We start from the raw sequence: 23,065 nt of genomic DNA, 5'->3' as shown, positions 1-23,065 counted from the left end.
AGGCGCGGGGGGCTGGTTATACTGGCCTAACGTTCCTTATGGAAAAGGATTGCCAATGCCGTCTCGCCACCAGCTGCTGCGTGTGCGCCGAATCCTCTTAGCCAGCAGCGCTTCGCTGGGCTATCTGTTGCTGTGCTGGTTGGCATTTGCCGGCGGTTTTATGCAGTTGACCATGGCCGGCATGTTGCTGCTGACCATCGCCGTGGTCGCCAGCACGGCCGGTTTTCTGGCCCTGACCTGGTTCAATTTCAATCTGCGTTTTCGTGACCCCAGCCTGACGGTGCCGCAGATGAGCTGGGCGATTGGCGTGATTTTCGTCAGCGTCTACTACGCCGACAGCCTGCGTTCGCTGTTCTTGATGATGGTGTTGGTGGTGCTGATGTTCGGCGCCTTCCGGCTAACGTTGGGCGGCTTCGTGCGCATTGGCGTGTTCACCGTCGGCTGTTACGCGGTGCTGATGACCGCGCTGCTGTATCGCGGCGTGCGTTTCGACTGGCACGTGGAGGCAATTCGCGCGTTGGCGTTTTTCGTGCTCACCGGCGGGGTATCGATGCTCGGTCTGGAGATGAGCCGGTTGCGCAATATTCTGCAGGAGCGCAACCGCGACCTGCAGGTAGCGCTTGAGCGCATCCAGCAATTGGCCATTACGGACGAGCTCACCGGCTTGTACAACCGCCGCTTCGCCAATGACATCCTCGATCAGCAAAAAGCCCTGGCTGATCGCGGCACCTACGATTTTGTGGTGTGCATGCTCGACCTGGATTTCTTCAAACACGTTAACGACGCCTACGGGCATCCCGGTGGCGACGCGGTGCTGTGCCAGTTGGCGAAGATTCTGCAACGCATGGTGCGAGACGTGGATTTTGTCGCAAGGATGGGCGGCGAGGAGTTCTTGCTGGTGCTTTCGAACACCAACGAAGCCGGCGCTGCGTACGCCATGGAGCGGTTGCGCCAGGCGCTGAAAACTACGCAGTGGGAAGGCTTCCCACAGCTGCGGCTGACGTTGTCGGTGGGCATCAGCCGCTATGTGAGCCCCGAACCGTGGCAAACCACCTTGCAGCGCAGTGACAGCGCGTTGTATCAGGCCAAGGACAGCGGCCGCGATCGGGTGGTTGTGCTTTAGAGCTGACTGCCGGGCGCGGCGAAGGTGACCACCTGTTGCGCCGCGATCCGCACGCCAACGTACTCACCGGGTTGGCGCTGAACATGGCTGGGAAACAACGCGTCCACATGCGCGCCCGTAGCCAGGCGCAAGCGGTACAACGTGCTGGCGCCCTGAAAGCTGCTGCTCAGCACCTGCGCCTGTTGCTCAACCGGTTCCGCGAAGGTGAGATCGTCGGGGCGTAACAACACATCCACCGGACTGCCGCTGGGCCAATCACGGGCCTGGCAATTGACCACGCCCAGTTCGGTCTGGACCGATTCGCGGCTGAGCAGCTCGCCGCGAATGAAATAGCCCTGGCCGATAAAACTGGCCACGAAGGGCGTTTGCGGGCGGTGGTAGAGGTTGTACGGCGTGTCCCATTGCTCCAGATGGCCTTCTTTGAACACGCCAACCTGATCGCTAACGGCGAACGCTTCTTCCTGGTCGTGGGTGACCAGAATGGCGCTGGTGCCGCGCGCTTTGAGGATCTCGCGCACTTCCTGGCTCAAGCGGCGGCGCAGTTCGTTGTCGAGGTTGGAAAACGGCTCATCCAGCAGCAGCAATTGCGGTTCCGGGGCCAACGCACGCGCCAACGCCACGCGCTGCTGCTGGCCGCCCGACAATTCATGGGGAAAGCGTTTGCTTAACGTCGACAGCTTCACCAGCTCAAGCAATTCCGCTGTGACCTGGGCGCAATTGGCCTGCTGGCGGATGCCAAAGGCGACGTTGTCGGCGACGGTTAAATGCGGGAACAGCGCGTAGTCCTGGAACACCATGCCAATGCGGCGCTTCTCGGGCGCCAAGGTGAAGCCGGGGCGCGAGAGTAGGGTGTCAGCGAGCTGGATGTCGCCACTGAGCACCGGCTCAAACCCGGCGATGGCACGCAGCGTCGTGGTTTTGCCGCAGCCCGAAGGGCCAAGCAAGCAGCCGATTTCACCTTCGTGCAGCGTGAGATCCAGCTGCTGCACCACGAGGTGGTCGCGGTAGCCGCAGCTGAGGTTTCGCAGGGTCAGCAGTGGCGCCGCACTCATGCCGGGCGGTAGCCGGGCTCGACCAGCATTTCCAGCAGCGCTTTCTGCGCGTGAAGGCGATTTTCAGCTTGGTCCCACGCGCCGGAGCGCGGGTCGTCGAGCAAGTCTTCGCTGATTTCCTCGCCACGGTGAGCGGGCAGGCAGTGCAGGAACAATACGTCGCTGGCGGCCTGGTCGAGCAGGGCGCGGGTAACTTGGTACGGCGTGAACAGCGCAAGGCGTTCGGCGGCTTCTTCTTCCTGGCCCATGGAGGTCCAGACGTCGGTGCTCACCAGATGGGCGCCGGCCACGGCCTCACGCGGGTCGCGCACGATGGTCACGCGGCTGCCGGCGGCGGCCAGGAAGCTGGCGTTGGGCTCATAGCCTTCAGGGCAGGCCACGCGCAAGTGGAAATCGAACTGCTGAGCGGCTTCGATGTAGCTGTTGCACATGTTGTTGCCGTCGCCGATCCAGGCCACGGTTTTGCCCTGAATCGGGCCGCGCAGTTCTTGGTAGGTCTGCATATCGGCCAGCAACTGGCAGGGGTGCAGGTCATCCGACAGGCCATTGATCACCGGCACGCGCGAATGGGCAGCGAACTCGGTGAGGGTGCTGTGGGCGAAGGTGCGGATCATTACGGCATCGAGCATGCGCGACATGACGATGGCGGCATCGCTCACCGGCTCGCCACGGCCGAGCTGGGTATCACGAGGCGACAGGAAAATAGCCTGGCCGCCGAGCTGGATCATGCCGGCTTCAAAAGAGAGGCGGGTGCGAGTGGAGGCTTTTTCGAAAATCATGCCGAGCACGCGATTTTTTAGCGGCTCAAAAAGGATGCCTCGATTGCGCAGGCTCTTCAGCTCGATGCCACGACGGATCAGGCCCAGCAACTCATCGGGCGTGCAGTCCATTAGCGAGAGAAAGTGTCTTGCGCTCATCATTCACTACCTTTTGTACAACGATTGCGCTGGTGAACAAGCCGGGCCTTTTCGGGAAAAGGTTTTCAAAGAAAAAAGGGCTCTACCAGCGGCTGTGGGCCGCACGGTGCGACGAAATGGGGAGGCGGGATCTTATAAGGAAATGTCGCGCCGTGTCATCTTTGGCGCGCGTTGCGTTTATACGAGATGTCTCGGTCCTTTATGCGCCTAGGCCTGGCCTGTTTTCCAGGCATAAAAAAACCCCGCCGAAGCGGGGTTTTTTTTGAAGCGCGGGGAGTCTTAGACTACCTGTACTTCTTCAGCTTGCATGCCTTTCTGGCCTTTAGCGGCCACGAAAGATACGGTCTGACCTTCTTTCAAGCTTTTGAAGCCATCGGATTGGATAGCTTTGAAGTGCACGAACAGGTCAGCGCCGCCGTTGCTTGGAGTGATGAAGCCGAAGCCTTTTTCATCGTTGAACCATTTAACGGTACCAGTTTCGCGATTAGCCATGGTGTAGATCCTTGAACAGAGTGGATTGCGGCGGGCTACAGGCCCAGCCAGTACTGAGTGCAAAGAGTTATCGGAATACGTGTAGATGGTTGGATCGAGATCTAAACACCAAGTTGCGATTCGCGGTACACATGCAGCACAGTGGCCTAAAGATACGCACTTTGTTGGAGTAATGCGACTAGCGAAGCCTCTGTAATCGATATAAATGGCATATATCTGCCGAAACGCGGCTCCGTTGGCAGTAAAAAACGCTGTAAGGACCGTCTGAAGAACGGTATGGATTCTCCTGATGAGCCCCAATTCATGGGGCTTAAGCCTATGGTGCAGCGGCCTGATGCGCTCCATAGTCAGCACTTAACGACCGAATGCGTCGTGCCAAATAAAAAAGAGGCTAGGCCGTGACCAAGACCCTCCATCACCGTGCGTGCCATTTATGCGAAGCCATTTGTGGGCTGAGCATTGAGACCGAAACCCAGCCCGACGGCACCCAGCAGATCCTTTCTATTAAAGGCGATGCCCTGGACAGCTTCAGCCAAGGCCACATCTGCCCCAAAGCCGTTGCCCTGCAAGATATCCAGCACGACCCCGACCGCCTGCGCCAACCGATGCGCCGCGTCGGCAGCGAATGGCACGCCATTGAGTGGGACGAAGCCTTCGAACTGGTCGCTAGCCGCTTGGCCGACATTCAGACCCGCCATGGGCAGAACGCCGTTGCGGTCTATCAGGGCAACCCGAGCGTGCACAACTACGGGCTGATGACCCACAGCAATTACTTTCTAGGCCAACTGAAAACGCGCAACCGTTATTCGGCAACGTCGGTGGATCAATTGCCTCATCACCTCACCAGCCACTTGATGTACGGCCACGGTTTGCTGATTCCGATCCCCGATATCGATCACACCGACTTTATGCTGATCCTGGGCGGCAATCCGCTGGCGTCCAACGGCAGCATCATGACCGTGCCCAACGTGGAAAAACGCCTGAAGGCCATCAAGGCGCGCGGCGGCAAAGTGGTGGTGGTCGATCCGCGCCGCAGCGAAACGGCGGCTATTGCCGACCAACATATTTTCGTCCGTCCGGGGCAAGATGCGGCGCTGCTGTTTGGCGTGCTCAATACCCTGTTTGAAGAAGGCCTGACCCGCGTCAGCCATCTGCCAATCGAAGGGCTGGACGAGGTGCGCAGCGCCGTGGCGGCCTTCACCGCAGAGGCCATGAGCGCGCGCTGCGGCGTGCCGGCCGAGACGATTCGCCAACTGGCGCGAGATTTTGCCGCCGCCGATTCGGCGGTGTGCTACGGCCGTATGGGCGTTTCCACGCAGGTGTTTGGCACGCTCTGTCAGTGGGTGGTGCAACTGATCAATCTGGTGACTGGCAACCTCGACCGGGTCGGCGGCGTGCTGTGCACCGAGCCGGCGGTGGATTTGGTGGCCAGCACGTCGGGCGGTCATTTCAATCGCTGGCAGAGCAGGGTCTCTGGGCTGCCGGAGTACGGCGGTGAATTGCCGGTTTCGGCACTGGCCGAAGAGATGCTGACGCCGGGAGAAGGGCAGATTCGCGCGTTAATCACTGTCGCGGGCAACCCCGTGCTGTCGACGCCCAACGGCCGCCAATTGGAGCAGGCGTTGGATGGCCTGGAGTTCATGCTGTGCATCGACTTCTATATCAACGAAACCACCCGCTACGCCGACCTGATTCTGCCGCCGACCGCGCCGCTTGAGCACGATCATTACGACACCACCTTCAATGTATTCGCCGTGCGCAACGTCACCCGCTTCAACGAGCCGGTACTGGCCAAACCGCAGGGCGCGCTGCACGACTGGGAAATTTTCGTCGGACTGGCCAAGGCCTTTGCCAGCAAAACCGAGGCAACGCTCAAGCCAACCATGGAACCGGCGCAAATGATCGACATGGGCCTGCGCATGGGCCTGTATGGCGACAGCTCCGAGCACAAGTTGTCGGTCGCCATGTTGCGCGAACACCCCCATGGCATCGACCTGGGCGCTTTGAAGCCCAATCTTGTGGCGCGTTTGAAAACTCCAGGCAAAACCGTGCTGGCGGCGCCGCAGATTTTGCTCGATGACATCGCCCGCTTCGCGGCGCAGCCGGTACCGCAAGCCGGTGAGCTGGTGCTGATTGGCCGCCGCCATGTGCGCAGCAACAATTCCTGGATGCACAACTATCACCGGCTGGTGAAGGGCAAACCACGTCATCAACTGCTGATGAATCCGGCCGACATGGCCAGCCGCGCGCTGAGCGATGGTCAGCGCGTCAGTGTGCGTTCGCGTGTAGGCATGATTGAAGTAGAAGTCGCCGGCAGCGATGACATGATGCCTGGCGTAGTGAGCTTGCCGCACGGCTGGGGCCACGGCCGGCCGGGCGTGCAAATGGCGATTGCCAGCGCACAACCCGGCGCCAGCGCCAACGACCTGACGGATGAACGCCACCTCGACATGCTGTCCGGCAACGCGGCGCTCAATGGCGTGCCGGTTGTGGTGGCAGCGGCGTAGGCACGCTCACTACGACGATAGGAGGGTCGCGCCAAGTGCGCGGCTTTCCGATACAATGCGCGTCACCGTGTCGGCCCGTGAGTCGGCGAGTTGACTGTCAGATAGGCCTTAGTGCTGAGGTACCCATGGATATCATCGAAACTATCAAAGAGCAGATCGCGAACAACGCCATCCTGCTGTACATGAAAGGCTCGCCGAACGCCCCGCAATGTGGCTTCTCGTCGAAAGCCGCTCAGGTTGTCATGGCATGCGGCGAAAAATTCGCCTACGTCGACATCCTGCAAAACCCCGAAATTCGCGCCAACCTGCCGAAATACGCCAACTGGCCAACCTTCCCGCAATTGTGGGTCGGTGGTGAGCTGGTTGGCGGTAGCGACATCATGGTTGAGATGTTTGAAAACGGTGAGCTGCAAACTATGGTTAAAGCCGCCGCTGCCAAAGCCGACGCTTGATTAGCCGACGCACAATAAAAAGCCCCGCCGAAGCGGGGCTTTTTATTGCCTGACGATTTACTCGTCCATCTGCGATTGCAGGTAGTTCTGCAGGCCTACTTTGTCGATCAGGCTGAGTTGGGTTTCCAGCCAGTCGATGTGCTCTTCCTCGGAGCAGAGGATGTCTTCGAGCAGTTCGCGGCTGGCGTAGTCGCCAATGCTCTCGCAGTAAGCGATGGCTTCCTTAAGGTCGATGTGCGCTTTGTGTTCGATTTTCAGGTCGCACTCGAGCATCTCTTTGGTGTTCTCGCCGATCAGAATCTTGCCGAGGTCTTGCAGGTTCGGCAGGCCTTCCAGGAACAAGATGCGCTTGATCAGCTTGTCCGCGTGTTTCATCTCGTCGATGGACTCGTGGTATTCGTGCTCGCCCAGTTTCTTCAGGCCCCAGTCTTCGTACATGCGCGCATGCAGGAAGTATTGGTTGATGGCGACCAGCTCGTTGCCGAGGATTTTGTTGAGGTGCTGGATGACTTTCTTGTCGCCTTTCATGTCTGCGGCCTGCCGTGCAAAGGGGTGATAGCGTGAGAGTCTGCCCCTGCATCATTACGCTGTCAAATGTAAGTAATTGAATTTAAACGGAAAATAAACCCGAATACGAATGTTTAGATTCTGCGTCTTGGCGCTAACTACTTGAATTTCAGGCATAAAAAAACCGGACACTCGGTCCGGTTTTCGGAATTTGACTACTTTAAGCCGCAGAAAATTGTGCTGGATAACCGAGCGCAGCTTGGCTGCTTTGTACTTCTGTCAGCGCTTCACGTACCACTTTCTTGGCCAGCGTCGCGCATTTGCCGCATTGGCTGGCGACTTCCAGCGACTCACGAACGTCGCGGTAGCTGCAGCAACCTTCGTAGATTGCATCGCGGATCTGACCGTCGGTGACACCCATGCAGAGGCATACGTACATATAAGGCCCGGACTCAAAGTGACTTGATGCGGAGGATATTAATGTTAATGAGAATGCTTGTCAAAACTAGACCGGGCGTTTCTCATTGATATTCCCTCGGGCCGATGAACGGTCCCACACATAATTTGCGCGCATAAAAAAACCGGCGCAGAGGCCGGTTTTTTTGAAGCGGAGCAGGGCAGCGATCAGTCGTCGAAATCCTGCCAGCCGCCCATTTCCTTCCAGCGGTTCACAATGCCGCAGAACAGCTCGGCGGTTTTCTCAGTGTCGTAACGCGCCGAGTGCGCCTCGCGACCGTCGAAATCCATGCCAGCCGCCTGACACGCCCGAGCCAGCACCGTCTGCCCGTAAGCAAGGCCGGCGAGGGTGGCGGTGTCGAAGCTGGAGAACGGGTGAAATGGATTGCGCTTCAGGTCATTACGCGCGACGGCCGCATTGAGAAAGCCCAAGTCAAAACTGCTGTTGTGGCCCACCAGAATGGCGCGTTTGCAGCCGTTGGCTTTCAGCGCTTTGCGGATGCCACGGAAAATATCGGTCAATGCCGACTCTTCGCTAACTGCCATGCGCAGTGGGTGGTCGAGCTTGATGCCGGTGAACTCCAGCGCGGCGGCCTCGATGTTGGCGCCTTCAAACGGCTCGATACGGAAGAAATAGGTGTGCTCCGGAAACAGAAAACCCTTTTCGTCCATGCCCACGGTGACGGCTGCAATTTCCAACAGCGCGTCGGTGGCAGAGTTGAAACCGCCAGTCTCCACATCGACCACCACCGGCAAATAGCCGCGAAAGCGCGCGGCCATTGGATGGCGCGAATTACTGCTGCCGCCTTCCGGTTCGTCGTCGTAGTTGTCTTCACTCACGCGGTTTGCTCCAGCAAGCGCCAGCGCAGTTTTTCACCGGCGCGCAGCGGGACGACACTGTGCTCGCCAAGCGGCAGGCTGGTCGGGGCAGTCCATTCTTCACGGACCAAGGTAATGGTGTCGGTATTGCGCGGCAGACCGTAGAAGTCCGGGCCGTGCTGGCTGGCAAAGCCTTCCAGCTTGTCCAGCGCGTTACGTTGCTCGAATGCTTCGGCGTACAGCTCAATCGCCGCGTAGGCCGTGTAGCAGCCGGCGCAACCGCAAGCCGCTTCTTTGGCGTGCTGAGCGTGGGGCGCCGAGTCGGTGCCGAGGAAGAATTTGGCGCTGCCGCTGGTGGCCGCGTCCAGCAGGGCTTCCTGGTGCACGTTGCGCTTGAGAATTGGCAGGCAATAGAAGTGCGGGCGGATGCCGCCAACCAGCATATGGTTGCGGTTGTACAGCAGGTGGTGGGCCGTGATCGTTGCGCCGACGTTGGCTGGGGCGCTGTTGACGAACTGCACCGCATCGCCAGTGGTGATGTGTTCGAACACCACTTTGAGCGTCGGAAAACGCTCCACTACGCGGGTCAGGTGCTCATCGATAAACACCTTCTCGCGGTCGAACACGTCGATCTCGCCGCGCGTCACTTCACCGTGAACCAGCAGTGGCAAGCCCACTTCGGCCATGGCTTCCAACACATGAAAAATCTTGTCGACGCTGGTTACGCCTGAATCGGAATTGGTCGTGGCGCCGGCCGGATACAGCTTGGCGGCGTGTACGAAACCGGATGCCTTGGCGCTGCGAACATCGTCCGGGCTAGTGAGGTCGGTGAGGTACAACACCATCAGCGGTTCAAAATGGCTGCCGGCCGGGCGGGCGGCAAGAATGCGCTGGCGATAGCCGTCGGCTTCAGCGGCGTTGCGCACCGGCGGCACCAGGTTCGGCATGATGATGGCGCGACCGAAGGTGCGCGCGACGTCGGCGACCGTATGAGGCAGCACCGCGCCGTCGCGCAGGTGAATATGCCAGTCGTCCGGACGCAGCAGGGTGAGGCGGTCAGTCATGGGGGGCGATACCAGATCAGCGAAATTTGTGCGGTAAAAACTGCTGCGAATGCTACCGGAAAAGCCTGGTAGCGGCACCCGCTATCAAGTTTTCCCAACGCCAACCGATACCCCACTCAGAACGCCGTAATTCTTCATGGAGCCTACCGTGCGCCAGCGCTATCTCGCCTTGTTCAGCTTATTCGCCAGCCTGCCGGCCATGGCGATCACCTTTCAAACGCGCCTGGAAAAGGTCGAATGGAAGGTCGACGGCGATCAGTTCGAGTGCCGCTTGTCGCAGGACATCACCGATTTCGGCCAAGGCCAATTCGTACGCCGTGCCGGTGAACAGGTCACTTTCCGTCTGCAAGCCCGCGAACGCTGGCTGGGTGCAGGTTCCGCCACCCTGGTTGCTGCCGCAGCACCGTGGCAACCAGGGCGAGGCGACATCAATTTGGGCCGGGTCACGGTCGACAACGGCGCCATGCCTTTTAACAGCAGCCAGCAGCAAGGCGCGCGCATGCTCACCGGGTTACTGGAAGGTCGCAGTCCCGTAGTGCGCCACCGCATGCCGGACGGCGGCGAGGGCGTTGAAGTTCGCCTGCTGCCGGTCAAGTTCAACAAGGCCTACCACGATTACCTGGACTGCACGACCAAGCTGCTGCCAGTCAATTTCGACCAGATCAAACAAGTGCAAGTGGCCTTTCCGGGTGGCGGCGCCGACCTGGATGAACTTTCTCGCGCCAAGCTGGAAATCATCCTGCAGTACCTCAAGGCTGATCCGAGCGTTAACCATATCGAGCTGGACGGCCATTCGGACAATGGCGGCAACCGCCTCACCAATCTGGACATGTCCCGCCGTCGCGCGTTGGCCGTGCAGGAATATTTCAAGGCCAATGGCATCCCTGAAAGCCAATTTATCGTTCGCTTCCACGGCGAGCGTTACCCGTTGGTGCCCAACACTAATGCCGCTAACCGTGCGAAAAATCGCCGGGTAACCGTGCATTTGTCCCGCGAACCAATGCCGCCAGCGCCCACCACTCCCGCGACCGCGCCAATAAAACCCGCTGCCACGTCCTGATTGCAGGTTGTGCGCTTCCCGTCGTTTAGACGAAAGAATCCGTCGCTTCATCGTCATTAGCTGTCGCGCCTCTGTAAATTGTGCGGCGCGGCCAGTAGAATCGCGGGTTTTCCGTAGAACCCCGTGGAGTGATGGCATGGCGGACGTAAAGAAGGTTGTCCTGGCGTATTCCGGTGGCCTGGACACTTCGGTGATTCTCAAGTGGCTGCAAGACACCTATCAATGTGAAGTGGTGACATTCACCGCCGATCTCGGTCAAGGCGAAGAAGTTGAGCCAGCCCGTGCCAAGGCACAGGCCATGGGCGTCAAGGAAATCTTCATCGACGACCTGCGCGAAGAATTCGTTCGCGACTTCGTTTTCCCCATGTTCCGCGCCAACACCGTGTACGAAGGCGAGTACCTGCTGGGTACGTCCATCGCCCGTCCGCTGATCGCCAAGCGTCTGATCGAAATCGCCAACGAAACCGGCGCTGACGCCATTTCCCACGGCGCCACCGGCAAAGGCAACGACCAGGTTCGCTTCGAGCTCGGCGCTTATGCGCTCAAGCCTGGGGTAAAAGTGATTGCTCCGTGGCGTGAGTGGGATTTGCTCTCGCGCGAGAAGCTGATGGACTACGCCGAAAAGCACGCCATCCCGATCGAGCGTCACGGCAAAAAGAAATCGCCGTACTCCATGGATGCCAACTTGCTGCACATCTCCTACGAAGGCGGCGTGCTGGAAGACACCTGGACCGAGCACGAAGAAGACATGTGGAAATGGACCGTCTCCCCTGAGAACGCTCCAGACAAGCCGACCTACCTGGAACTGACCTACCGCAACGGTGACATCGTCGCCCTCGACGGCGTGGAAATGTCCCCGGCCACCGTGCTCGCCACGCTGAACAAAATCGGCGGCGAAAACGGTATTGGTCGTCTCGACATCGTGGAAAACCGTTACGTCGGCATGAAATCCCGTGGCTGCTACGAGACGCCCGGCGGCACCATCATGCTGCGTGCTCACCGCGCCATTGAATCGATCACCCTGGACCGCGAAGTCGCTCACCTCAAAGACGAGCTGATGCCCAAGTACGCCAGCCTGATCTACACCGGCTACTGGTGGAGCCCGGAACGTCTGATGCTGCAGCAGATGATCGACGCCTCGCAGGCCCACGTGAACGGTGTGGTTCGTCTGAAGCTGTACAAAGGCAACGTCATCGTGACCGGTCGTAAGTCTGAAGGCTCGCTGTTCGACGCCAACATCGCCACCTTCGAAGAAGACGGCGGCGCGTACAACCAGGCCGACGCGGCTGGCTTTATCAAGTTGAACGCCTTGCGCATGCGCATCGCCGCCAACAAGGGTCGCAAGCTGTTCTGATAAGCTTTTGCGGCTGACCAAACCCCGGCCACGAGCCGGGGTTTGCATTTATAAGCCTGTCACAGGCAACCGATGAGGAACGACTGATGAGACTGCTGCACACCATGCTGCGCGTCGGCGATATGGACAAATCCATCGCGTTTTATACCGAAGTGCTGGGCATGACCCTGCTGCGCCGCAAAGACTACCCCGACGGCCAATTCACCCTGGCGTTCGTGGGCTACGGCAACGAAGCGGACAACAGCGTGATCGAACTGACCCACAACTGGGGCGTCGAGAGCTACGAGCTAGGCACCGGTTACGGTCATATCGCGCTGGAAGTAGCCGACGTCTACAAGGCCTGCGAAGACATCCGAGCCCGTGGCGGAAAAATCACGCGCGAACCCGGCCCGATGAAGCATGGCACCAGCATTCTGGCCTTCGTTGAAGACCCCGACGGCTACAAAATTGAACTGCTGTCGCCCTCGCGCGGCGACTGACCAGCTCTGTAGGAGCTAGCATGCTAGCGAACCCTGCAAACGCTGATTTCCGAGGTTTCCAGGGTTCGCGACCAATGTCGCTCCTACAAAAGCTAGGCAGCGCCCAATAAAAAGCCCGACATCATGTCGGGCTTTTTATTGGCAGATCAGAAATCAAAATCGTATTCGGCCAGTTGTTTGTGCAACCGTCGCTCTTCCAAGAGGTTGTCGATGATGCGGCGCTTGGTCAGGTTGGTTTTTGCCACCTCGACCGGGGCTTCCACCACTTCCTCGCTTTCGTCACTTACTACGTCTTCGTCGAGTTCCAGTTCTTCTTTGCTAGTGCTCATTGACGTCCACTCCGGCTACAGGGCCATTGGCGCACCTTATATAGGCAAATTCGGGACGGGTAAAAAAGATTTTTTCAATCGGGCCATAGCAAGAACATTAAAAAGTCAATCGTCCGAGGTTTTGGCTTTGTACTCGCACAGGTCTTCAATCCGGCAACTGCCGCACCGTGGCTTGCGAGCCAGGCACACATATCGGCCATGCAAAATCAGCCAATGGTGCGCATCCATCAGAAAATCCTTGGGCACAAACTTCAGCAGCTTCTTTTCCACTTCAACCACGTTCTTGCCCGGCGCGATGTTGGTGCGGTTACTGACGCGGAAAATGTGCGTATCCACGGCCATCGCCAACTGCCGGAACGCGGTGTTGAGAACCACGTTGGCGGTCTTGCGGCCCACGCCTGGCAAGGCTTCCAGCGCTTCGCGATCTTCTGGCACCTGGCTGCCGTGCAGCTCAATAAGGCGCCGGCACGTTTCGATCACGTTCTTGGCTTTGCTGTTGTACAGGCCGATGGTCTTGATGTATTCGCTCAGGCCCTCCACGCCCAGCGCGTAAATCGCCTCCGGGGTATTGGCCACCGGGTACAACTTGGCCGTGGCTTTGTTGACGCTAACGTCAGTGGCCTGCGCCGAAAGAATCACCGCAATCAGCAATTCGAACGGCGTGGTGTAGGCCAGTTCGGTCTTCGGCTCGGGGTTGTCTTCGTGCAAGCGGCGAAAAATTTCGTAGCGTTTAGCGGCGTTCATCGGCGGTCTGGTCGGCAGAAAGAGAAGAGGGTTGGGAAGAGGGAAACACTAACCGGGACAACGCCCACAGCGCGCCCAGCACTAAAAACGCGCCCGGCGCCAGGGCGAACAACGGCAAACCGCTGAAGCTGGGAGCAGACCAACCGGCAGCGGTCGGCCCAAGCAGCCACTCGGCGTGGCTGAGCAGTGTGCCGCGGCCGAGCAATTCCCGCAGCGCGCCGAGCAGCAGGGCGACGCCGCTAAACAGCAAACCGTGGCGCAGCCCTTGTAACGCGTTTGCCGGCGCCTGCACTACGGCGAGCAGAAGCAGTGGCAAAAAAATCCCCAAGGCATTGCGCAGCTCCAGCGCTGTGGCTTGCAAAAGCAAGTCCGCGACGGTCAGCAGGGCGCACGCCGCCAGTAGCAGAACCGCGCGCTGTAACGTGGCGTCCAATCGGCGCAACAGCCCGGCCAGCACGCCCAGAGTGATCAGCAGCGGCAGCGCCACGACGCTCAGCCCCAGGCTTTTAACCAGCAAATCGCTGGCACCCAGCAACGGCGCCAGGGCCAGCCAATTAAGCGGCCTCATGGCGCCACCGCTTGAAGCAGGTGAGCTTTATGCGCATCGAAATACCGCAGGCCTCGTTGTACCGCCTGGCTGACCGCCCGCGATGTCACGGTGGCGCCCGCCATTTGGTCGAATGGGCCGCCATCGGCTTTCATCCGCCAGTCCGCATCGCCGGCGCTGCGCCCGGAAAAACCGCGCAACCACGGGCTTCTCGCCGCGTTGCTGAGGTCTGCCAGGCCTGGCGTTTCCCGTTCGCTCAGCACCTTGACGGCCAATAACTGCCCCGACGGCGCGATGGCCAACAGCAACTCGATGCTGCCTTCGTACCCTTCGCCGCGCGTTGGAAGCAGCACCGCGACAGGCACGCCGCTCAAGGTGGCGAGGTAGCCAAACGACGGCTCCGGCAGGCGCAGCTGCTCGCTATCGGCCAAAGCGATCGGCGCCGCAATCGGGTGGTTGTCGTAACTGCCGGGCGCCAATAAATCCAACAAGGCGCGCTCGCTGGCGGCTTGGCGTTCGCGGGCGATCTGGTCGCCGAGCAGATGCTGAACGCCGACCACGGCGGTCATCAGCGCGAGCAATAACGCGCCGATAACCAGCGCATTGCGCCTAGTCATTCGTCACCTCCGCGATGGGTTTCAGGGCCCGCCGCTCGATGATCGGCACCAACAGGTTCATGCCGAGTACGGCGAAGGCCATGCCGTCAGCGTAGTTGCCCCAGGTGCGGATCACGTACAGCCACAGCCCAACGCCGATGCCGAACCACAGGCGGGCGCGGTCGCTGCCTGCGCCGGACACCGGCTCGGTGGCGATAAAAAACGCGCCCAACATGGTGGCACCGGAGAACAGATGAAAGAACGGCGAGCCGTTCGAGTCCGAGCCGGAGCCGTTCCAGCACAGCAAGCTGGCCGCAAACAACGCCCCGAGCACGCCCACCGGCGTGTGCCAACGAATGACCTTGCGCTGAATCAGCAACAGGCCGCCAAGCAGAAACGCCACATTCACCCAGCCGGCCTGCCAATGGCTGAACGCTGGGTTGCGTTGGAACAGTTCGTCCACCGTCAGCCGGTCGTTGTGCTTGAGGCTGTCGAGCACCGTGGCCTGGCTCCAGCCGTCCACCGCCACCGGCCCGATAAAAATGTGCTGTAACCCGGCAAGCAAACCGTGGGCATCGCCCGGCGCGGGCCACTGCGTCATCTGCGCGGGAAAGGCCAGCAGGGCAAAGGCATAGCCGAGCATGGCCGGGTTAAACGGGTTTTTACCGAAGCCGCCGAACAGCGCTTTACCGCCAACATGAGCAAACGCCGCTGCACTGACGCTCAGCCACCACGACGCGTACGGCGGCAGCGCCAACGCCAGCAAGGCGGCGGTCACCAGCGCGCTGCCATCACCCAACCACGCGACATCGCCGAGCGAAAAGTGCGCTGCTCCTTGCACACGTCGCGCCAGCGCTTCACACGCTATTGCCGTGGCCATGCCGAGCAGCAGTTGCAGCAACGTGCCCCAACCGAACTGCCAGCACAGCACCAACGCGCCGGGCACGCACGCCAGCATTACCCATCGCATGCTGGGGCGCGGGTCGAACGCCGGATTAGCCGGGCTGGTAGGCATCGAGCTTTTCCTGCGCCTGGTGCAGACGCTGCTGCGCCTTTGCCAGCGCGACCTCATCGACAGGCTCGCGCCGCTGCAGCTTGCTCACCTCGGCGCGGGCCATCACGAGGGCGGTTTTCAAGTCTCGCAAGCCAGTATCAATGGGGCGTTTGTCGATGCGCTGCAGGTCTGGCGCCGGCTTGTTGCAGGCGTCTTCGGCCTGGTGCAACGCCGTTTCGGCCGCCAGCAGAGCCGCTTGCAACGGCTGCAATTCGCTTGCGCCGGCGCCGCTGCCTTCGGCGGTTTTCAGCGCCGCGCGAGCGACGGCGAGATTGACCTTGGCTTTCTTCAGCGCCACCTGGCTGTCTTCGCTGGCCGCAGGTTTGGCCGCTTGCAGGGCTGCTTGCGCCGCCGCCGCAGCCTGGCCCAGTTCCTCAACCTGCTGCGCAAGCTCCGGTGTGCCATAGGTGGCGAGCTGTTTTTGCGCCTTGCTGTAGGCCACCTGCGCCATGGCCGCTTCGATTTTCAGGCGCTTGACCCGCTCATCGAGGCTGGCGGATTTCTGTGTTTTCACTCGTTCGATGGCCGCTTGCACCGGATCCAACGCCATCGCTTGAGGTTGTGCCTGACGCTCAGCGCGGGCTGCACGGTCGCGTTGGCGACGCGCTTCTTCCCGTTGCAAGCGAGCCTGGTGGTTCTCATGGCGCCAGCGGAAATGGTCAGCACGCAGACGCTGTTCCTGCGCGGCCGGCTCGGGCAGCGTCAGCAAGTCGATGCAGTCAACCGGGCAGGGCGCTACGCACAATTCGCAGCCGGTGCATTCGTCCGTGATCACGGTGTGCATCAGCTTGGCCGCGCCGACAATGGCATCCACCGGGCATGCCTGAATGCACTTGGTGCAGCCGATGCATTCGGCCTCGCGAATAAAGGCCACTTGCGGGGCAATGGGCGGCAGTTCCGGTGGTAGCACCGGCACCTTCAGCAACTGCGCCAAGGCTTCGATGGTGGCTTCGCCGCCGGGTGGGCATTTATTGATCGCTTCACCCTGAGCGATGCCCTCGGCGTAAGGCTTGCAGCCGGGGTGCCCGCATTTGCCGCACTGGGTTTGCGGCAACAAGGCGTCGATGGCGGTGATCAGGCTGCTCATAGCGGTGCAAGCCCTTGTAGACCAAGCAGCACAAGGCCAACCAAACCTGCGCAAACCAGCAACAACGGCGCCCCTCGAAACGCTGCCGGCACGGCGTGATGATCGACGCGGGCGAGCAGATCGCCGAGAAGTTGTAAGGCCAGCCAGAAACCCAGGCCGCCGCCGATGCCTTGGGCCACGGCCAGCGCGAAGGTTTTTGGCTCGGCTAGCAATACGCTGCCCAGTGCGGCGGCGCCGGCGATAAACAAGGGCGACGCTTGGCCAGCAAGCTCGCTGCTACGGAAAACCGAAACCGTTAGCCAAGCGAGTGCGGCCAGCATGGGTGCGTACAGAAACAAGCGCAGGAAATCGAGATTCAGCGGCTGCAACACGCCGTGAAACAGCAGCCAGCCCAGCGGCGTGGCCAGGGCAATCAGCACCGCGCTCATGCGCCCCAACTGCGCCATGCGCGCCGGGCGCGCGGCCAAAGCGTCGGCGCCAGCAGGTAGCAGCACCAATAGGTTATTCACCAGGGCGGCGCCAAGCAGGGCGAGGAAAAAAGCGCTCATTGCGTGCGGGTGTCGTTGTGTTGCCAGAGAGGGGCGCCATTATCGGGGATGGCGCCAGCTCGGTACAGCCACGCGTAAATCAGCTGGACCGGCGCCGCGTCACCTTGCGCCACAACCAGCGCACCAGCAGCGCCAGCGGGAACAGCACGATCAGGAAAGGAATGCTGTAGCCCAGCACTTCCAGAGCTTTGGCGGTGCCGTCGGTGGCGTTGTCGAGCAGGTTGCCGAAGGCTTCGCCGATGCGGCTGAAGCGGCCCTCGCGTTGTGTTTCGGTGCGAAAGGATAGGGTCAGCAGGTTGGTGTTGATGCGCCGTTGCTGCTGCGCGGCTTCCTGGGAGGTGGCGTCCAGTTGCACCTGCACCTCGGCCATCTCCCGGGCGAGGGCGAGCATGTCGCTGACGCTGAGGTCTTTGCGGTCCTGAAACTGTTCCAGGGTTTTGTATTGGCGCTGCAGGCGCTCGCGCACTTGGTTGTTGTCGGAGACGGCCTGAGCGAGGTCTTCGGCATGGGTGGTGCGGCTGACCAACTTGCCGCCTTCGCCAGCGAGCGAGACGAGTTTTTCAACACCCTCGGGCACGATGCGCACGCGCAATTGGCCGGCGTTGTAGTCGCTGTCGCCTTGTTCAATGCCAAGCAGGTCGCATTGGCCAAAGCGGCCGCTGGTGCAGGCTTCGCGGGTATCAGCCAAGCGCTGGCGCACGGCTGCTTTGTCCAGTTCAAGGGTGACGTAGTGCTCGTAAGCGAGGAACGCACCGGCTTTGGCTTTCTCGCCCTGAACATCGGCGCTGCCCGACACGGCGTTCTCGCTCGAGTAGCCGTCTTGTTTGCCGCAGCCCGCCAGCGCCAACAGCAGAAGGGGAACAATCCATAAAGCTTTCATCGTCGCTTCCTTGCAGAAATAAAAAACGGGGCTGATCGCTCAGCCCCGTCTGATGGTGACGTTACTTAACGCGCTGACCCGGCTTGGCGCCGCTGTCCGGGCTGAGCAGGTAAATTTCTTCGCCGCCAGGGCCGGCGGCCAGCACCATGCCTTCGGACACGCCGAACTTCATCTTGCGTGCAGCCAGGTTGGCCACGTAGAGGGTCAGGCGACCTTCTAATTTGCTTGGGTCCGGGTAGGCGCTTTTGATGCCGGAGAACACGTTGCGCTTGGCATCGCCAATGTCGAGGGTCAGGCGCAGCAGCTTGTCGGCGCCTTCAACGAACTCGCATTTTTCAATCAAGGCAATGCGTAGGTCGACGGCGGCGAAGGCGTCGAAAGCGATTTCAGCCGCCAGCGGGTCTTTGCTCAGTTCGCCATTGCCAGCGGCAGCCGGTGCGGCGGTTTCGCTGCTGGCCAGGTCTTCTTTCGAGGCTTCGGTCATGGCTTCCACGGCTTTTGGGTCGATACGGGTGAGCAGGGGCTGGAACGCGTTGAGCTGATGGTTGGCCAGCAGCGTTTTGTGGTCGTCCCAGGTCAGCGGCGGCACGTTGAGGAACGCTTCGGCATCGCGCGCCAGGGTTGGCAGCACCGGCTTGAGCAGAATTACCAACTGGCGGAACAGGTTGATGCCCAGGGCGCATACGGCCTGCACTTCGTCTTGCTTGCCTTCCTGTTTGGCCAGCGCCCACGGCGCTTTGTCGGCGATCCAGGCGTTGGCGCGGTCGGCCAGCGCCATGGTTTCGCGCATGGCGCGGGCGAAGTCACGCGCTTCGTAGGCTTCGGCAATGCTGGGTGTGGCGGCCAGGAAGGCGTCGGTCAGTTCCGGCGCGGCGTTGGTATCGACCAGCACGCCGCCGTTGCCTTTGTGAATGAAACCGGCGCAGCGGCTGGCGATGTTCACCACCTTGCCGACCAGGTCGGAATTGACCTTCTGCACGAAATCTTCGAGGTTCAGGTCCAGATCGTCCACGCCACGGCTGAGCTTGGCCGCGTAGTAGTAGCGCAGGTATTCCGGCGACAGGTGATCGAGGTAGGTGCGCGCCTTGATAAAGGTGCCGCGCGACTTCGACATTTTCTGCCCGTTGACCGTCAGGTAACCGTGCACGTTGATGCCGGTCGGCTTGCGGTAGCCGGCGCCTTCGAGCATGGCGGGCCAGAACAGGGCGTGGAAGTTGACGATGTCTTTGCCGATGAAGTGGTACAGCTCGGCGGTCGAATCCTTGTTCCAGAAGGCGTCGAAATCCAGCTCTGGCGTGCGGTCGCACAGGTTCTTGAAGCTGGCCATGTAGCCAATGGGTGCATCGAGCCATACGTAGAAATATTTGCCCGGCTCGTCCGGAATCTCGAAGCCGAAATATGGCGCATCGCGGGAGATGTCCCACTCTTGCAAGCCGGAATCCAGCCACTCGGCGAGCTTGTTCGCCACCGCGTCGTGCAAGGTGCCGCTGCGGGTCCAGCTTTGCAGCATGGCCTGGAATTCAGGCAGCTTGAAGAAGAAGTGCTTGGAATCTTTCAGCACCGGCACGGCGCCGGAAATGGCCGAGCGCGGGTTCTTCAGTTCGGTAGGCGCGTAGGTGGCGCCGCATTTTTCGCAGTTGTCGCCGTACTGGTCTTCGGTGCCGCACTTCGGGCAGGTGCCCTTGATGAAACGGTCGGCCAGGAACATGCCTTTTTCCGGGTCGAAGTACTGCGTCACGGAGCGGGTGGCGATGTGGCCTTTGTCGCGCAGGGCCAGGTAAATCGAGGTCGACAGCGCGCGGTTTTCTTCCGAGTGCGTGGAGTGGAAGTTGTCGAAGTTCACCAGAAAGCTGGCGAAGTCGGCACTGTGCTCGGCTTTGACGTTGTCGATCAGTTGCTGCGCGGTGATGCCTTCTTTTTCGGCGCGCAACATGATGGCCGAGCCGTGGGCGTCGTCTGCGCAGACATAAATGCATTGATTGCCGCGGTGCTTCTGGAAGCGCACCCAGATATCGGTCTGGATGTACTCGAGCATATGGCCAAGGTGAATGGAGCCGTTGGCATAGGGCAGGGCGCTGGTGACGAGGATTTTGCGGGGCTCGGACATGGTAATCGGCTGCACTGGCATTACGAGGGAAGTCGGCAACTATAAAGGCGTGGCGGTTTTTTTTCACCCGCATCGCGGCTCAAGCCGCTCCTAAGACGCACCGTTGTGTAGGAGCGGCTTCAGCCGCGATGCTTTTAATCCACACCCTATTGGCTTGAAGTAAGATGCCCGCCTGTTTTGCTCAGCCTTTCGGAGTTGCCCCATGAGCACCGTTACCCGCCAGCTGGTCGAAGCGACCCTGCGCCAGTTCACTGATCCCAACCTCAATCAAGACCCCGTCAGCGCCGGTTGCCTGCGCGATGTCAGCATCGACGGCGCCAAGGTGCGCGTGCGCCTGGAACTGGGTTACGCCGCCGACCTGTTCAAAAACGGTTGGGCGCAAATGCTGCAAATGGCCCTGGAAAATGTCGACGGTATCGACAGCGCCACGGTGCAGATCGACACCCACATTGCCGCCCACAAGGCCCAGGCTCAGGTGCCCGGTTTGGCCAATGTGAAAAACGTGATCGCCGTGGCCTCGGGCAAGGGCGGCGTGGGTAAATCCACCACGGCTGCCAATCTGGCCCTGGCGCTGGCGCGTGAAGGTGCCAAGGTCGGCATTCTGGATGCCGATATCTACGGCCCGAGCCAGGGCATCATGTTTGGCATTCCTGAGGGCACCCGCCCGCAGGTGAAAGAGCAGAAGTGGTTTGTGCCGATCAAGGCGCATGGCGTTGAAGTGATGTCCATGGCCTTCCTCACCGACGACAACACGCCGATGGTCTGGCGCGGTCCGATGGTGTCCGGTGCGTTGCTGCAATTGGTCACGCAAACCGCGTGGGGCGACCTGGATTACTTGGTGGTCGACATGCCGCCCGGCACTGGCGACATCCAACTGACCCTGGCGCAAAAAGTGCCGGTGGCCGGCGCCGTGATCGTCACCACCCCGCAAGACCTGGCCCTGCTCGACGCCCGCAAAGGCGTGGAAATGTTCCGCAAAGTGAACATTCCGGTGCTGGGCGTGGTGGAGAATATGGCCGTTCATATCTGCTCCAACTGCGGCCATGCCGAGCACCTGTTCGGCGAGGGCGGCGGCGAGAAGCTGGCGGCGCAATACGACGTCGATCTGCTGGCCTCGATGCCGCTGTCCATGGCGATTCGCATGCAATCGGACGGCGGCAAACCCACCGCCATCGCCGACCCGGAAAGCCAGATCGCCATGCTCTATCAGGAAGTCGCCCGTGCCGTTGGCGCGCGCATTGCGCAAAGCGGGCAGAGCGCGCCAGGTATGCCGAATATTGTGATTTCCGACGACTAATCGGCCTGCACATTGGCGTTCGTCCGAGCGCCAATGCAGCAGTCGCCTGCACACAGCCGTTGCGCCGCAGATGAGAAATCGTGGAAGATGAGATGAAATCTCATCTGTGGCGTTTCTGGCGGCATGTCTACCGACAACTTCTTCCCGTTGCACAGCGTGGAAAGCCTTTACGGCGAGCATCACGGCTGGCTGCAAAAATGGCTGCGCAGCCGTATCGGCAACTCCGCGGATGCGGCTGACCTGGCGCAAGACACTTTTGTGCGGCTGCTCAATGCCCGCACGGCGCCGAGCATTCGCGAACCCCGTCATTACCTCACCACCATTGCCCGTGGCTTGCTGGTGGATCTGTTTCGCCGGCGCGCCGTGGAAAATGCTTACCTCGACGCGCTGGCTGCACGCCCCGAGGCTTATGAAGAAAGCCTGGAAAACCGCCACCTGATTCTTGAGGCGCTGCTGGCCATTGACGCCATGCTCGACGGCCTCGGGCCACGCACGCGGCAGATTTTTCTCATGGCTCAGCTGGAAGAACTCAGCTACGTGGAGATCGGCCAGCGCCTTGGCGTGTCCGTCACCACGGTCAAAAACCATTTGAGCAAAGCGCTGCTGCAATGCCTGCTGCTGGTCGAAGATTGATGGCCAGCCCCGCCGCCCAAGCGCTGACCGCCCATTGCCTGGAAATGGCGGTGCACTGGTACGTGCAGCTCAACGACGGCGCGCCCGACGAGGCGCAGCGCCAGGCCTGGCAGCGCTGGCTGGCCGCCTCGCCCGATCACGCCCGCGCCTGGGCGCGGGTGGAGAAACTGCAACGGCAGTTGCGCGGCGTGCCTATGGAACTTGCCATGCCCGTGCTGACCCAGGCCGGCGTGGAGCGGCGTCTGGCGATGAAATCGCTGGTGCTGTTTGCCGCCGTTGGGGCGGTGGGGGCGGGCTACCAGTTTTCGCCAATGAGCGCCGATTACGCCTCGCGCACGGGCCAGCGCCGGCAGGTCATGCTTGCCGATGGCAGCCGTCTGGACCTGAACACTGACACGCAGGTCGACGTTCACTTCAGCGCCAGCGAACGCCTGATCACCCTGCGCCATGGCGAAATTCGCCTGCGCACGGCCGCCGACACGCAAACTGCCGCGCCCCGACCTTTGCTGGTGCAGAGCCGCCACGGTCGCGTGCGCGCGCTGGGCACCGATTTCAACGTGCGCCTGGGCGAACATTTCACCTCGGTGAGCGTGCTCGAACACACGGTCGAAGTGCGCAGCGAGCAGATGCCGCAGACTGCGCAGCGGGTAAACGCCGGCGAGCAGCTGCAATTCAGCGCGAGCCAATTGGGCGCCGTACAACCGGCCGACCCCAATCGCAGCGCCTGGACCACCGGCATGCTGGTCGCCATCGACTGGCGTCTGGGCGATTTTATCGACGAGCTGGCGCGCTATCGCCCCGGGCACTTGAGCTGTGCGCCAGCCGTGGCGGATTTACGCGTGTCGGGCGCCTTCACTCTCGACGATACCGACGCCGTGCTCGCCAACCTGACGGCTTCGCTGCCGGTGCGGCTGCGCAGTTTTTCCCGCTATTGGGTGCGTATTGAGGCGTGATGTACCGC

At 60.8% G+C, this 23,065-nt stretch carries 25 protein-coding genes; 9 read left to right on the top strand and 16 right to left on the bottom strand.

Features of this window, described 5'->3' with window-relative positions:
* Positions 1–55: 55 nt before the first annotated feature.
* Positions 56–1,123: a GGDEF domain-containing protein gene (locus AC0IW7_RS15520; RefSeq protein WP_471819200.1), complete on the top strand. Its 1,068-nt coding sequence runs from the start codon at positions 56–58 to the stop codon at positions 1,121–1,123.
* Here the strand turns inward: AC0IW7_RS15520 and AC0IW7_RS15515 are convergent.
* The 3 genes from AC0IW7_RS15515 to AC0IW7_RS15505 form a co-directional block, all read right to left on the bottom strand.
* Positions 1,120–2,175: an ABC transporter ATP-binding protein gene (locus tag AC0IW7_RS15515; protein WP_471819198.1), complete on the bottom strand. Its 1,056-nt coding sequence runs from the start codon at positions 2,173–2,175 to the stop codon at positions 1,120–1,122. The two genes, AC0IW7_RS15520 and AC0IW7_RS15515, sit on opposite strands and share 4 nt — an antisense overlap.
* Entirely contained in the window at positions 2,172–3,092 is a 921-nt protein-coding gene (argF, locus tag AC0IW7_RS15510) for an ornithine carbamoyltransferase (protein ID WP_463539262.1), read from the bottom strand. Before argF ends, AC0IW7_RS15515 begins: the two co-directional genes overlap by 4 nt.
* 279 nt (positions 3,093–3,371) lie before the next feature.
* Positions 3,372–3,584, bottom strand: coding sequence for a cold-shock protein (locus AC0IW7_RS15505; protein ID WP_108097521.1), 213 nt, complete (start codon positions 3,582–3,584; stop codon positions 3,372–3,374).
* A 398-nt stretch (positions 3,585–3,982) separates the two neighbouring features.
* Between AC0IW7_RS15505 and AC0IW7_RS15500 the strand changes: the two genes are divergently transcribed.
* Together AC0IW7_RS15500 and grxD are read left to right on the top strand one after the other, a co-directional pair.
* Positions 3,983–6,091: a molybdopterin oxidoreductase family protein gene (locus tag AC0IW7_RS15500; RefSeq protein WP_471819196.1), complete on the top strand. Its 2,109-nt coding sequence runs from the start codon at positions 3,983–3,985 to the stop codon at positions 6,089–6,091.
* Positions 6,092–6,216: 125 nt separating this feature from the next.
* Entirely contained in the window at positions 6,217–6,543 is a 327-nt protein-coding gene (gene grxD / locus AC0IW7_RS15495; protein ID WP_122450487.1) for a Grx4 family monothiol glutaredoxin, read from the top strand.
* A gap of 57 nt (positions 6,544–6,600) precedes the next feature.
* Here grxD and bfr read toward each other — a convergent pair whose 3' ends face one another.
* The 4 genes from bfr to pyrC all read right to left on the bottom strand — a co-directional run bounded on the left by bfr (position 6,601) and on the right by pyrC (position 9,389).
* Entirely contained in the window at positions 6,601–7,071 is a 471-nt protein-coding gene (bfr, locus tag AC0IW7_RS15490; protein ID WP_122495228.1) for a bacterioferritin, read from the bottom strand.
* A 199-nt stretch (positions 7,072–7,270) separates the two neighbouring features.
* Positions 7,271–7,489, bottom strand: a complete 219-nt coding sequence (locus tag AC0IW7_RS15485) for a bacterioferritin-associated ferredoxin (protein WP_122495230.1) — start codon at positions 7,487–7,489, stop codon at positions 7,271–7,273.
* A 185-nt stretch (positions 7,490–7,674) separates the two neighbouring features.
* Positions 7,675–8,346, bottom strand: a complete 672-nt coding sequence (gene rnt, locus AC0IW7_RS15480; RefSeq protein ID WP_122450490.1) for a ribonuclease T — start codon at positions 8,344–8,346, stop codon at positions 7,675–7,677.
* Positions 8,343–9,389 (bottom strand): dihydroorotase, encoded by a 1,047-nt coding sequence (gene pyrC / locus AC0IW7_RS15475; protein WP_463383050.1) that lies wholly within the window; start codon positions 9,387–9,389, stop codon positions 8,343–8,345. The genes rnt and pyrC overlap by 4 nt, the downstream gene beginning before the upstream one ends.
* Positions 9,390–9,537: 148 nt before the next feature.
* Between pyrC and AC0IW7_RS15470 the strand changes: the two genes are divergently transcribed.
* From AC0IW7_RS15470 to gloA, 3 genes are all read left to right on the top strand, one after another.
* Complete coding sequence (locus AC0IW7_RS15470) at positions 9,538–10,449, top strand: flagellar protein MotY (protein ID WP_471819193.1); 912 nt, start codon at positions 9,538–9,540, stop codon at positions 10,447–10,449.
* Positions 10,450–10,585: 136 nt separating this feature from the next.
* Positions 10,586–11,803: an argininosuccinate synthase gene (locus AC0IW7_RS15465; RefSeq protein ID WP_108097514.1), complete on the top strand. Its 1,218-nt coding sequence runs from the start codon at positions 10,586–10,588 to the stop codon at positions 11,801–11,803.
* Positions 11,804–11,889: 86 nt separating this feature from the next.
* Positions 11,890–12,282: a lactoylglutathione lyase gene (gene gloA / locus AC0IW7_RS15460; protein ID WP_122450494.1), complete on the top strand. Its 393-nt coding sequence runs from the start codon at positions 11,890–11,892 to the stop codon at positions 12,280–12,282.
* Between the two features lie 146 nt (positions 12,283–12,428).
* On the opposite strand, the gene AC0IW7_RS15455 is transcribed toward gloA, so the two are convergent.
* The 9 genes from AC0IW7_RS15455 to metG form a co-directional block, all read right to left on the bottom strand.
* Positions 12,429–12,611 carry a PA3496 family putative envelope integrity protein gene (locus AC0IW7_RS15455; protein WP_122495234.1) on the bottom strand — a complete coding sequence of 61 codons (183 nt, stop codon included), beginning with the start codon at positions 12,609–12,611 and terminating at the stop codon, positions 12,429–12,431.
* Positions 12,612–12,716: 105 nt separating this feature from the next.
* Positions 12,717–13,355 (bottom strand): endonuclease III, encoded by a 639-nt coding sequence (gene nth, locus AC0IW7_RS15450; RefSeq protein ID WP_471819191.1) that lies wholly within the window; start codon positions 13,353–13,355, stop codon positions 12,717–12,719.
* A complete protein-coding gene (locus tag AC0IW7_RS15445) occupies positions 13,342–13,923 on the bottom strand; it encodes an Rnf-Nqr domain containing protein (protein WP_471819189.1) in 582 nt (193 codons plus the stop codon). The genes nth and AC0IW7_RS15445 overlap by 14 nt, the downstream gene beginning before the upstream one ends.
* On the bottom strand, positions 13,920–14,519 hold the full coding sequence (locus AC0IW7_RS15440; RefSeq protein WP_471819187.1) for an RnfABCDGE type electron transport complex subunit G: 600 nt from the start codon (positions 14,517–14,519) through the stop codon (positions 13,920–13,922). The genes AC0IW7_RS15445 and AC0IW7_RS15440 overlap by 4 nt, the downstream gene beginning before the upstream one ends.
* Positions 14,512–15,513: an RnfABCDGE type electron transport complex subunit D gene (locus AC0IW7_RS15435; RefSeq protein ID WP_471819186.1), complete on the bottom strand. Its 1,002-nt coding sequence runs from the start codon at positions 15,511–15,513 to the stop codon at positions 14,512–14,514. Before AC0IW7_RS15435 ends, AC0IW7_RS15440 begins: the two co-directional genes overlap by 8 nt.
* A complete protein-coding gene (gene rsxB / locus AC0IW7_RS15430) occupies positions 15,494–16,639 on the bottom strand; it encodes an electron transport complex subunit RsxB (protein WP_471819184.1) in 1,146 nt (381 codons plus the stop codon). Before rsxB ends, AC0IW7_RS15435 begins: the two co-directional genes overlap by 20 nt.
* A complete protein-coding gene (locus AC0IW7_RS15425) occupies positions 16,636–17,187 on the bottom strand; it encodes a hypothetical protein (protein ID WP_471819183.1) in 552 nt (183 codons plus the stop codon). Before AC0IW7_RS15425 ends, rsxB begins: the two co-directional genes overlap by 4 nt.
* A 79-nt stretch (positions 17,188–17,266) precedes the next feature.
* Complete coding sequence (locus AC0IW7_RS15420) at positions 17,267–18,067, bottom strand: DUF4349 domain-containing protein (protein WP_471819182.1); 801 nt, start codon at positions 18,065–18,067, stop codon at positions 17,267–17,269.
* A gap of 61 nt (positions 18,068–18,128) precedes the next feature.
* Positions 18,129–20,174 (bottom strand): methionine--tRNA ligase, encoded by a 2,046-nt coding sequence (metG, locus tag AC0IW7_RS15415; RefSeq protein WP_471819180.1) that lies wholly within the window; start codon positions 20,172–20,174, stop codon positions 18,129–18,131.
* Positions 20,175–20,376: 202 nt separating this feature from the next.
* Here metG and apbC point away from each other — a divergent pair, with 202 nt between their 5' ends.
* From apbC to AC0IW7_RS15400, 3 genes are all read left to right on the top strand, one after another.
* Positions 20,377–21,471: an iron-sulfur cluster carrier protein ApbC gene (gene apbC / locus AC0IW7_RS15410; protein WP_122450504.1), complete on the top strand. Its 1,095-nt coding sequence runs from the start codon at positions 20,377–20,379 to the stop codon at positions 21,469–21,471.
* A 123-nt stretch (positions 21,472–21,594) separates the two neighbouring features.
* Complete coding sequence (locus AC0IW7_RS15405; RefSeq protein WP_122495253.1) at positions 21,595–22,104, top strand: sigma-70 family RNA polymerase sigma factor; 510 nt, start codon at positions 21,595–21,597, stop codon at positions 22,102–22,104.
* The gene (locus AC0IW7_RS15400) at positions 22,104–23,057 is read left to right on the top strand and encodes a FecR domain-containing protein (protein WP_471819178.1); all 954 of its coding nucleotides are present in this window, start codon (positions 22,104–22,106) and stop codon (positions 23,055–23,057) included. Before AC0IW7_RS15405 ends, AC0IW7_RS15400 begins: the two co-directional genes overlap by 1 nt.
* Positions 23,058–23,065: the final 8 nt, after the last annotated feature.

Source organism: Pseudomonas sp. AC229, assembly GCF_979254655.1.
This window is presented reverse-complemented; position numbering and strand designations above follow the sequence as displayed.